The organism is Citrobacter sp. H12-3-2, from assembly GCF_009649895.1.
GTDB classification, from domain to species: domain Bacteria; phylum Pseudomonadota; class Gammaproteobacteria; order Enterobacterales; family Enterobacteriaceae; genus Citrobacter; species Citrobacter portucalensis.
This window is the reverse complement of record NZ_CP045837.1, coordinates 4,275,024-4,287,056: the sequence shown is the minus strand read 5'-3', so window position 1 is coordinate 4,287,056 and position 12,033 is coordinate 4,275,024. Positions and strand designations below refer to the sequence as shown.

7 protein-coding genes are annotated in these 12,033 nt (G+C 50.1%); 5 read left to right on the top strand and 2 right to left on the bottom strand.

Translation table 11 applies throughout. The features are described from left to right. Positions 1-281 precede the first annotated feature (281 nt). The 5 genes from GHC22_RS20360 to mzaE are packed head-to-tail and all read left to right on the top strand — an operon-like array spanning position 282 to position 9,473. Positions 282-2,315 carry a sigma-70 family RNA polymerase sigma factor gene (locus GHC22_RS20360; RefSeq protein ID WP_153753808.1) on the top strand — a complete coding sequence of 678 codons (2,034 nt, stop codon included), beginning with the start codon at positions 282-284 and terminating at the stop codon, positions 2,313-2,315. Then, positions 2,312-3,814: an MZA anti-phage system associated ATPase MzaB gene (gene mzaB / locus GHC22_RS20355; RefSeq protein ID WP_023221012.1), complete on the top strand. Its 1,503-nt coding sequence runs from the start codon at positions 2,312-2,314 to the stop codon at positions 3,812-3,814. The genes GHC22_RS20360 and mzaB overlap by 4 nt, the downstream gene beginning before the upstream one ends. Further along, on the top strand, positions 3,811-6,669 hold the full coding sequence (gene mzaC, locus GHC22_RS20350) for an MZA anti-phage system associated Z1 domain-containing protein MzaC (RefSeq protein WP_153753807.1): 2,859 nt from the start codon (positions 3,811-3,813) through the stop codon (positions 6,667-6,669). The genes mzaB and mzaC overlap by 4 nt, the downstream gene beginning before the upstream one ends. Continuing rightward, positions 6,653-7,681: an MZA anti-phage system associated PD-(D/E)XK motif protein MzaD gene (mzaD, locus tag GHC22_RS20345; protein WP_001748814.1), complete on the top strand. Its 1,029-nt coding sequence runs from the start codon at positions 6,653-6,655 to the stop codon at positions 7,679-7,681. The genes mzaC and mzaD overlap by 17 nt, the downstream gene beginning before the upstream one ends. Further along, positions 7,668-9,473, top strand: a complete 1,806-nt coding sequence (gene mzaE, locus GHC22_RS20340; RefSeq protein ID WP_153753806.1) for an MZA anti-phage system associated AIPR family protein MzaE — start codon at positions 7,668-7,670, stop codon at positions 9,471-9,473. Before mzaD ends, mzaE begins: the two co-directional genes overlap by 14 nt. A 466-nt stretch (positions 9,474-9,939) precedes the next feature. Here the strand turns inward: mzaE and GHC22_RS20335 are convergent, their stop codons facing one another. Both GHC22_RS20335 and GHC22_RS20330 read right to left on the bottom strand, forming a co-directional pair. Then, positions 9,940-10,467 (bottom strand): autotransporter outer membrane beta-barrel domain-containing protein, encoded by a 528-nt coding sequence (locus GHC22_RS20335; protein ID WP_153753805.1) that lies wholly within the window; start codon positions 10,465-10,467, stop codon positions 9,940-9,942. A gap of 420 nt (positions 10,468-10,887) precedes the next feature. Further along, on the bottom strand, positions 10,888-12,021 hold the full coding sequence (locus GHC22_RS20330) for an STY4528 family pathogenicity island replication protein (RefSeq protein WP_153753804.1): 1,134 nt from the start codon (positions 12,019-12,021) through the stop codon (positions 10,888-10,890). Between the last annotated feature and the right edge of the window lie 12 nt (positions 12,022-12,033).

Genomic DNA, 12,033 nt, shown 5'->3' with positions numbered 1-12,033 from the left:
TCAGGAAAAGAGGCTAGCAGGCGTTGAGTGAATCTGCCCGGGCTGTTGGGAAAATGCTTTATCAGCAAATATTTTTTGTCTAATAATGTTATTTTTCAATTGGTTACTTTAAATATCAAAGGGTAATATCTACATTGATAACAGTCCCTGCTATCTTTACATTTAATGATGAAGATCACCTAAAATGATAGGTTGTTTTTATACAGTACCAAATTCAATTTTCTCCCTATAAGATAGATTGCATTTCCGCGGATGTAGTTTACAAGGGAAAGACGGTCAACATGCATCGCACTATTTCTGAGTTTTATCGCATTCCCCCTTTACTTATTCGGGCGCTAAAAAGCGGAATTTCCTCCGTGGTGGAGTTTCATCTCAACAGGGGATTACCCAAAGATTCACGAGATTCTCTGGGAAACAGCCCATTGATGATTGCGGCCCAGTATGGACATTTCGCTATTTGCGAAATGTTGTTGAGTGCGGGTGTTGATGTTGAACATCAAAACAACCTCGGGCTTCGCGCTAGTGACCTTGCGCAGGAGCAAAAATTGCGTGATCTGTTGGCCCGTTATCGTCAGCCTCTTTCACTTGCCGAACTGGAACGCTCTGTGGTTTCAGTCGAGGACTCAGAAACAGAGGCAGAATTACCCAGCGCTGAAATCCCGATGGATTTTATGCTGTGGGATGCAGAAGTTGAATTGAAGCCCGCCGAAGATAATCTGACGTTAAGACATGCTTCCGCTGAAGCCCAGCAATTATTATCACGCTATCGCCCGAAAGATCACTCTGCTGAGTGGAGCGATATCGAACTCACGCTCCCTGAACCACTGACGCCAGTTTCTCACTCTCCGCAAAATTACCCTCATCTCTCAACGTTGCTCATTGGCGCACTGGATACGGGGCGTATCTCTTTGCGTGACATCTGGCATGCCGGGGAAGAGGATTTCGGTATGCAGTGGCCTGAATTCCGGCTCAGCGTAGAGGCATTGATCAGGGACTTACCGCTGATTGTGGATGACGATGATATTATTCCGCCTGACGCTGCTCCGGCGACATTATCGGTGAGTGAACCTCTTGAACCCTGGTTTGATGCTTTCAATGCATTGCGGCAGTTCGGCATCGTTGAAAACTATCTCGTGGATATCCGCCAGTGGGATGTCGTGGATAAAACAAAAGAAGAACGACTCGGCCAGCGCATGGATACGGCGCTAATTAATCTGATAAGAATCCTGGCGGGTTTATCCGAAGCGGAATATATGCAGTTGCTGCAGCCCAATTACCTTCCGGAGCCAGCGCCTGAGATTTCTGAAGAGGAAGACGTCGCAGAAGAAGCGGATGAGGAAATGCCTCCCGTATCCGATGACGATGACGATGACACTATCAGCTTTATCGAGCTTCTTGTTCTGCTGAGAAGTGGGAAAGCAGGCGAATATCAGGATAATCATATCCCCCGCCCGGAGTATGCCGACCTGCAACAGATAGTTGAGCGCGCCCGAACGCTCATCCCTGATGAAGGTCATAAAATAAGTCTGTATGTCAGCAGTTACAGAGAGGCTTGGGAGGGGCTGATCCACGCCAACTTGCGTCTGGTCGTCACCATCGCGAATAAATATCGCGGGCGGGGATTAGATGTCGAGGACCTGATCCAGGAAGGTAATCTGGGTTTGATCAAGGCCGTTGAAAAATTCGACTATCGACGCGGATTTAAATTCTCCACGTATGCCACCTGGTGGATCCGCCAGAAGATCAGCCGCGCGATTGCCGATCAGGCGCAGCTCATCCGTTTACCCGTTCACTTCTATGAGCAATTCAGGCGCTGGCGAAACAGTCGGGATCAATTGCTGTATCGGCAGGGGATAACGCCCACGATCAAACGGCTGCAAGCATTGACTGACCTTCCAGAAAATCAACTCAAGCGGATGGCAAAATATGAAGAACAGACGGTGTTGATTGGCGATTTTCATGATGACGCCCAGGACAGCGAAGCGGCGCTGTCGGGAGACGCGATCCTGACCGGAAAGGATTTCACCAGTGCTCCCGTTCAGTCTCTCGAGCTAAGAGAATGTGTTTCATTGGTGCTGGAAACGTTGTTGCCACGCGAAAAACAGATCATAAAAATGCGTTTTGGCATCGGTATGACGCAAGATTTCACGCTGGAAGAGGTGGGTAAACAGTTTGATGTCACGCGAGAAAGGATACGTCAGATAGAAGCCAAAGCGCTCCGTAAGCTCCGCTATCACAGCCGGGCGTCGAAATTAGGCGGCTTCGTCGAACAGTGGGAAACCGCGTTGAGCGAGATGCAGGAAGAAGAAGAATGACGACCATGCGCCATGCGCCACCGAATGCAGCCATTATGATCGAAGCGCTGCGAGGGCTCGGTTACAACACTGCCACCGCACTGGCTGACATCATCGACAACAGCATTAGTGCCGGTGCCCGTAAGGTCGATCTGACCTTTCACTGGCGTGAGTCGGATAGCTATATCGTGGTTCGGGATAATGGTTGCGGCATGTCGGCCGCTGAACTGGATGTTGCGATGCGGCTGGGGGTCAAAAACCCGCTGACAAAGCGTTCAGGACACGATCTGGGCCGCTTCGGTCTGGGACTCAAAACCGCCTCCTTTTCGCAATGTCGCCGTCTGACGGTCGCCTCCAAAAAAGAGGAGATAACGACCATCCTGCGGTGGGATCTGGACATTCTCGCCGCCAGTACGGACGACGGTTGGTATTTGCTTGAAGGCGCTGACCCAGGAAGTCAGGAGGCGTTAGCAAATGAGGAACCTGACTCCCACGGTACGGTGGTGCTGTGGGACGTTTTAGACCGAATTGTCACCCCCGGCTACGGTGAGAAAGATTTCCTCAATCTGATGGATGGCGTTGAACAACATCTGGCGATGGTATTTCACCGATTCCTTGAGGGGAACGCTCCCCGACTCACTCTCACCCTCAATGGTCGCAAAATTAAAGCTTGGGATCCCTTTCTCAGCGGGCATCCTTCCAAGCCCTGGCATTCGCCTTCGGCAATGGCGCCAGGCGCTCCTGCCGTGAAGGTGGAGTGTCATGTTCTGCCGCATCAGGATCACCTGACGACGCAGGAGTATCAACAGGCTCAAGGACCGGCAGGCTGGACGGCCCAGCAAGGATTTTATGTATACCGGAATGAGCGATTGCTGGTGGCGGGCAACTGGCTTGGACTCGGAAGCCCCCGGGCCTGGACGAAAGATGAAACCCACCGCCTTGCGCGAATCCGTCTGGATATCCCTAATGATGCCGACATAGACTGGAAGATTGATATTCGTAAGTCGATGGCCCGCCCACCGGTTTCGCTGCGGCCTTGGTTAACCCAACTGGCGCAATCAACGCGTGATCGTGCGGTACGGACATTTGCAAAACGCGGGAAAATGAATAAGCGCAAGCCCGGCGAGGAACTTGTTCAGCTCTGGCAAGCGCAGAAGACGCCATCCGGTGTTCGTTATCAGATTTCGTTACAACATCCTGTTATCAGCAATGTCCTTTCGCAGGCCGGTGAGTTATCTCCACAAATTCAGGCCATGCTAAGACTGATTGAGGAAACCGTTCCAGTTCAGCAAATCTGGCTTGATACGGCTGAGACAAAAGAGACGCCGCGGACAGGTTTTGAAACTGCACCGCCCGCAGAGGTGTTGTCCGTATTGCAGGTGATGTACCAGACTATGGTTGGACAGCAGGCGATGTCACCGGCGCTGGCGAAACAGCACCTGCAAAATATGGAACCCTTCGATAATTATCCCGAATTAATTGCACTACTCCCCGACGATCAACATGAGAAATCGCTATGAGTCTTAATCCCTTGGATGACACGCAACTGAGTGTATTGCAGATTGTGCAAACGTTCCTGCAAAGTCAGGATAAAAGCACGATCACGCCCGGTATTCTGCGCCAACATATTGATATGGTTTGTCAGATGAAACCTGAGTGGAGCCGCCTTGATAGTCGGGAGATCCTGGTCGAAGAGTTGATCCGCCGTTACAGCATCTGGATGGGAGAAGATTCTTCTCTGAGTAATGACGAAGGGCATCAACCCTGGCTGACCGCTGATGCGAAACGCGAGTGGCGCTACTGGCATCGATATCGCCAGTGGCTTGGCAAAACGATGCCTTGGGGAGTCCTGGATACCCTTGACCGTTCAACGGATCGTGTTCTGGGATTACTTGAGCAACCGGGGCGGGAAGGGCGTTGGGACCGACGTGGGCTGGTGGTCGGCCATGTTCAGTCGGGGAAGACCAGCCACTATACCGGTCTAATCTGTAAAGCCGCGGATGCGGGATATAAGATAATCATTGTGCTCGCTGGTTTGCATAACAACCTCCGCTCGCAGACCCAAATGCGTCTTGATGAAGGATTTCTTGGTTACGAGACGAGCCCACTCAGAGAAAAAGTGACCATCATTGGGGTGGGCGCTATTGATAGCGATCCTGTCATTCGTCCCAACTACGTCACTAACCGATCTGAAAAGGGCGACTTCAGCGCCGGAGTGGCTAAGAATCTGGGGATCAGCCCCGAGCAACGGCCCTGGCTGTTCGTAGTAAAGAAAAATAAGTCTATTTTGAAGCGCCTGCATACCTGGATTGAGAACCATGTTGCCACCAGCGTTGACCCCATCACCGGAAAGCGTTTTGTTTCGGAATTACCGCTGCTGATGATTGATGATGAAGCGGATAACGCCTCAGTTGATACTGGGGAAATCGTCTACGATGACGATGGAAAACCGGATGCTGAACATCAGCCAACGGCAATAAATAGTCTGATTCGTAAGCTGTTGATGCAGTTTAGCCGTAAGGCGTATGTCGGATATACCGCTACGCCCTTTGCCAATATTTTTATTCACGAGAGCAATGAAACACGTGACGAAGGTCCGGATTTGTTCCCTTCCGCCTTTATCATTAATCTCGGCGCACCCTCTAACTACATCGGCCCTGCGAGGGTATTTGGGCGGGCCACCGCGGAAGGCCGGAGCGGAGAGTTGCCTTTGATTAGGCGAGTGAGTGATCACTGTAGCGATGACGGAAAAAGGGGGTGGATGCCGGTTTCTCATAAGAGTTCGCACTATCCCACACTGGATACGCTAACTCATTTCCCGGACTCGTTAAAACACGCTATCGACAGTTTTTTACTAGCATGCTGTGTCAGAGAATTACGCGGTCAGGGAGAGAAACACAGTTCGATGCTGGTCCATGTGACTCGCTTCAATAAGGTGCAATCGGTTGTTTATGAAAATATTGATGCCTACATTCAGGACGTGAGGCAGCGACTGACGCGAAGGATTGGACACGAACCTTTTTTACATCAGCTTGAGTCACTCTGGCAGGCCGATTTTTTGCCGACGAATCAGGCGATCCGCGAAGTTATGCCGCAGCAGGTTCCGGACGACGCCTTCGAATGGCAGGAGATCGTCGACAAGCTGTATACCGTGATAGAAAACGTGTCGGTACGAATGATAAACGGAACGGCGAAGGATGCGCTTGATTATTCGGACAGTGCGACAGGCTTAAAAGTCATTGCGATTGGCGGAGACAAACTGGCTCGAGGGCTAACGCTTGAGGGATTATGCACTAGTTATTTTTTACGCGCCTCCCGCATGTATGACACGTTAATGCAGATGGGGCGTTGGTTTGGTTATCGCCAGGGATATCTGGATGTATGCCGGCTTTATACCACCGATGAGCTGATTGAATGGTTTGAGCACATTGCGGATGCGTCAGAAGAGCTGCGGGAAGAGTTTGACAATATGGTCGCCAGCGGCGGCACCCCACGTGATTTCGGGCTAAAAGTGAAATCACACCCTGTGTTAATGGTGACCTCGCCCTTAAAAATGCGTAGCGCGCGTTCACTATGGCTCTCTTTCAGCGGCACAGTGGTCGAAACGATTTCGTTGTTTAAAGAACAGGAGTATCACAAGCGTAACTACGTGGCTTTCCAGCGTCTAACCGGGCGCGTCGGTGCTGGCGCGCCGATACCTGGGAGACGACGCGGAGATAAGATTGAAAAATGGAATGGGGTCATTTGGCAAAATATCTCCCCTGAGCCGATCATCGATTTCTTAACGGAATATGAGACCCATGCTCAGGCCAGAAAAGCTAACAGCAAACTACTGGCGGATTTTGTTACGCGGATGAATCGCGTTGATGAACTCACCCAATGGACGGTGGCGGTGATAGGGGGTGGCATCGATCGCCATCACGATGTTTGCGGCTTTTCCGTACCGCTTATGATGCGTAAAGCGTCTGAAGGGGTCACTGACCGTTATTCCATTGGCCGTTTACTTTCCCCACGCGATGAAGGGATTGACTGTGATGAATCAACTTGGCTTGCTGCGCTGGAAGAAACGCAGCGTATTTTTCATGCCGATCCCGGACGCAATGAAGGGCGAGAGGAGCCCGTCGTTCCAGGTGGCGTGGTACTGCGTCGGATTAAAGGATTTGGCATTAACGACATTCCAGCACAGCGTCAAAAAGGTTTATTGCTCATTTACTTACTGGACCCGCAGCAGGCATTGTCGGCAGCGGAATATCAGGAAGATGCCTTACCTGTGGTGGCTTTTGGCATCAGTTTTCCGGGAAGCCGCAGTGGAGTAACGGTGGAGTACAAAGTGAACAACGTACTATGGGAGCAAGAGTATGGTGCGGCTGAGTAAAGACGATCTGCTGGCGGCCTGGAAAGCCTTAGATCGATCTCAGATAGACGAACTGCCTGGCGCTCAGGGCTGGCGCGGGATTCGGCTTTTTACGCACCAGGGCTGTAGCTTTCATGCCGGGCGTCGTCAGCCTGATAATGAAGAAATGCTGATTGCCGTGTTTCCTCATCCTCTTTCGCCTGGGTCGGCGGCGCTGCCATCTTGTAAAGGATTCCGCGTTGAGATGGCCGGAACAGAGGAGGGGGGGCAGAACGGTTTGATGATCCGTCGCCAGCAAACAGGGAATGTGGATGTCTTTACGACGATGATTCTGGATATTCTCCATTCGCTCCTGAACGTTTCGAAACCGCGCCTGTTTGAAACTCTGCTTCGTCGGATTCGTTTATGGCAGGCGTTTATGGAGCGCGATACCCGTCCACTCAGTCAAGAAGAAGAAGTTGGGTTAATCGGCGAATTGACGTGTCTGGAGCGGTTGATCGAGAGCGGTCTTGCTCCGTCAACGGCAGTCGAAGCATGGATAGGACCGCAGCATGGGCTACAGGATTTTGCACTCGATGAACGCGCCATTGAGATAAAAAGCACTACGGCAGCGAAGGGTTTTTGCATAACTATCCACTCTCTTGAACAACTGGACTGGCAGCGGGCAGGATCGCTTGTATTGTGTGGTTTGCGCTTCAGTGAGCATCCCACCGGCGCAACCCTGAATGACATCATTAGCCGTCTTCGTCAACGGTTTGAGGGAAACGCTACGGCGGCTTGTATTTTTGAGGGATCACTTTGTCATGTCGGATATTTCACTGAACATGCTGAATTCTATACACGTCATTTCTTGCTGACAGAGGCGTTCGCACTCCCCATTGAAGCGGATTTTCCCTCTTTGACGCATGCCAATGTCCCGTTGCCGGTGGTGAGTGCGCGCTATCAACTCGAACTCCAGACACTTATTCCTCAGGCCCAAGATTTTAACCATTGCTTGTCAGACTTTGCAGGATTACCGCATGGAAATTATTGATTTTTTACGTCAAACCCAGAATGAGATTCGCAAGGAATATCAGGATCAAATGGCTCAGCCAGGGGTTGAGTCGCCTTTTCCGGAGCTGATTTTTACCGATATTGTTATGCGTCATATGGCCGATATCGGCATGACATTCGATGATGCCGAGACGTGTCACTTTATGGCGAAAGTCAGTGGACACAATGTGCGTCTCAGCGGTTATGCCTTCTCAGAAGATGGCGATCAACTTGACCTTTTTGTCAGTATTTATCACGGTAGCGACGAGCTCTGTCACGTCCCGGATGCTGAGACAAAAGCGATTGCCGGCCACTGCATTCAATTTTTGCAGAAGTGCGTTGACGGTAAATTATCATCCACGCTCGATCAATCCAATGATGCCTGGCAACTGGTGACGACCATCGAACAGTCCTATGCGGAACTGGAGCAAATCAGAATTTATGTACTGACCGATGGTCAGGTGAAAACCCGCTGGTATCAGTCACGGGACGTGGCCGGTAAAACCATTAAATTAGAGGTTATGGACATTGTCCGTTTGTTTAACCACTGGCAGGAAGGTAAGCCACGCGATGAACTGCAGGTTAATTTTGATGAGGTGGCTGGGGGGGCGCTTCCCTGTGTCTGGATCCCGGATGAAATGGGTGAGTACGATTATGCGCTGACGGTGGTTCCGGGAGAGACACTGCGATTTATCTATGAAAAATATGGCAACCGGATTCTGGAAGCGAACGTTCGCTCGTTTCTGAGTCAGACGGGGAAAGTCAACAAGGGGATTCGTGACACTTTACGTGAGCAGCCTGAGCGTTTTATGGCTTATAACAACGGCATTGTGATTGTTGCCGATCAGGTCAGGCTTGGTGAAGCACCGGGAGGTGGCCCTGGTATTGCGTGGATGCAGGGGATGCAGATCGTCAACGGTGGGCAGACGACGGCTTCCATGTTTTTCACCAAAAAGAAATTTCCGGCAACCAATCTGCGTAACGTGCGTGTACCCGCAAAAGTAATTGTGCTGAAACAGACGAATAATGCACAAGAAGAGATGTTAATTGCGGATATTTCGCGCTTCTCAAATAGCCAGAATAAAGTCAATATTTCCGATCTGTCAGCCAATCGACCAGTACATGTACAGCTGGAAAAAATGGCAAACACGGTGTATTGCCCGGACGGATACAGTCGTTGGTTTTACGAGCGAGCAAATGGCAGTTATAAGGTTATGCTGGAACGAGAAGGTAAAACACCGGCGGGCATTAAACGGTTAAAAGACGCAATTCCTCCATCCCGTCGGATAACGAAAACGGATTTCGCAAAATATCACTGTGCCTGGCTCCAGCGTCCGGATTTAGTCAGCCTCGGTGGGCAGAAAAACTTTGCCGCATTAATGACGATGATTGACAAGGATACTGAGCGTTATGGGGATGAACTGAACATTGAAACTTTTAAAAATTACATTGCACAGGCTATTATTTATAAAAAAGCCTATAAGTTGATTAATTCACTTTTCCCCGCATTTAAGGCGAATATCGCCGCCTATACTGTTGCCGCCTATTCACATCTTTATGGTAACAAAACGGATCTGGCAGAGATCTGGAATCAACAGGGTATCGAGGAAACTATGGGGAATCGTCTTGTCAGCTTGGCTCACCGAGTAAATAGCCTTCTGACTGAATCGGCAAATGGCAGGATGATTTCTGAATGGGCGAAAAAGCCGGAGTGCTGGGACTACGTGCGCAGTAAAATCTATTTCTCCACACAGGGAAAAAAGGATGACTTCTCGCATGGTGAAATTGCATGATGAGTTCAGTATCAACATGATATGTGAGTATTACTGACGTATGGCAGCGGTTGTTTTGTATGGATGTGCTATGGCATCGCATCAATATACAATTAACAGCTGTATTTTAAATCCAGCATTAATTATGCACAGAACCTCGCTTTAGCGAGGTTTTTTTTGTGATGCCTTGCTTATAAATAATTCATTGCACAAGCATTTAAAGGTAAGACAGTATGAGTTTGAGTGCATTACCAGTGTTGACTGCTAGGTGTTTAGTAGAGTGATATATTGCTGATTCACTATTTTGGGAAGCTTAGGCTAACGTCAAGTGAAAAATTCACCAGTATATTACGGGGCTAATTTAGAAGGGGTAGTTGAACCACTGCCATAACAATGGGCCTATTTGTTCCATTAACAGAGCGTATATCGATACTAAGACCTTTTTATGGAACAATGTGGTGTTTTTCGCTGAAGTTTTACGGTGTTATTAGAAGCGGTAGCTTAAACCCGCATTCCCGGTCCACGGCGATTCCATCCCATCACCTTTCTCGTAATTTATGTTGGCGTAAATATGCGTGTGCGGCGTGAGAGTGGCGCTGATGCCAGCCCGGTAGCTTCCTCGTGTTCCGGCGCTATCGTTATTGAAATTATCGTCATTAACCCTGACCGGGTTGTTATGCACAAACTCCTGCTCCAGCGCGATTTTCAGCCACGGAATGAACTGCATACCACTGTGAGTAGTAATATTCTGGTGCAGCCGAAACCCGACTTGCTCCAGCGCAGATTTAGCCGTACAAGGATGTGCCTGCATTCCGTTCGATAGCCAGTAATCATCACTTTGCGAGATGAAGCCCGTGAAACTGACAAAGGGAGAAAGTGTGGTATTGGCGAATCTGGCGTTATACCCGGAAACTAGGCTGCCACCTAAGCCGGGGATGGTGTAACTTCCGTCGGCATGGCCGCCGGAACTCATGCGGGCATTCAGGTGCTGGTTAAACAGATTGCCTTTCAGCATCCCATCCAGGCTGGGGAACCGTTTTTATGAAGTGGCATCATCGTGGTTTCCATATCGATGTCGTGTACTTGGATAGTTTAAATTATTTCGTTTTTAGGTACTAAAAGTACCTGTATTGTCATTTTTTTTAACTATGCAGCTGAAAAGCATGAAGGCATCGGCTTTTACAGCTTGTAGGCTGTAATGTCTAAAAACAGCCTACAAGCTGTAAAAACATCAAAAATGGAGTACTGCTTATCCATTAATTCATACAGACAACGCCGGACAACCCAAATTAACCATCTGTAAATACGTCGATAAAATGTATTTTTTTAAACATATGACCGAAATATGTTTATGCCATCGACACGTTCCGACCATATGTCGATAAAAACGGTTTTTATAAACATGTGAGCAGGAATCTCTAAAGCCGTCACAACATCAGCCACTCCCCAAACACTGCGCCCGAATCTCCGCAACCAACTTACTGATATCCCGTTTTTGACGCGGCCTTGCTGGTATGTCTGGCTCTGAAACCACAGGTTGCACAAACTCCGGCACTGTCGCTTTGCCGCGCCGATACTGATTAAACTCACCGCCCTGAGCCTTGCGTAGTGTCGCCAGCAGATAGGCGAGCGGGTTTTGTATGCCGCCACGGGCAACGCGTTGAGCTGCGTCATTGAGCACTTCCTGGCGCAGCGGAGGCGGCAGATTCTGCATGGCCTGTAAAACAATCTGTTTTTCAGGACGGGTTAATGGAATTTCCAGCGGCCAGTTCGGCGGCGAGTTGTTCGCGCGCGCGGTAGTACTATTACAAATATCTGTAGATACAGTACGTACAGAATCCCGGTCCTGATTTGAGACTAAGCCGCCAGGCCCCGGTTTCCGGCTTAGTCCCGATTCGGTACTCGGTGAAATTTTGCTTGGTACCGTATTGAGACCGGACGTTTCTGGCTTAGTCTCCTCAGGAGACTGGCGCTGCTGCCAGCGGGCGCGTTCTTCCAGCAACTCTATACGCGAGGATAGATAGCGCAGACTGGTGTCCTGGCGAATGTCGTACAAAATACCTTGCGCAGTGGCGCGGATGGACTTGTTTTCATGTCGCGAGCACTGCTCCAGCAAATGAAGATAGCTGGCATCAAAGCGCACGGCGTCCAGCACGCTCAGCGGTTCATCGTGCAGGGCATAGATATTCCCGAGGATGCGCCCGGATACCCGATCCCGCGCCTTATGGCACAGGCTGAGCCAGCGCGTCAGGCGTAGCATCAGCAATGCCCGGCTGACGGTACTGCGCGAGGCTTTTTCATCCTGCGGGCGGTTAGATAGCTGCACCTGCAATTCGCTGTAAGAGGGGAACACCGCGCCACCGTTGTCCTGCGCCTGCATTCGGATCACCTGCCAGGCAAATTTATCTCTGGGCGATAACAGCGGATCTTGCAACAGACGACGCGGAACCGTGTCATGTTGATTGCCCATAAACAGCAGGCTATCGGAAGCGGATGTCGGATCCTTCTGTATCCGTTGCTGGAGTTTATCGCCGGTCATGTTGATCAGCGCCTGGATATACGGTGTCATGATCTTCCCCTC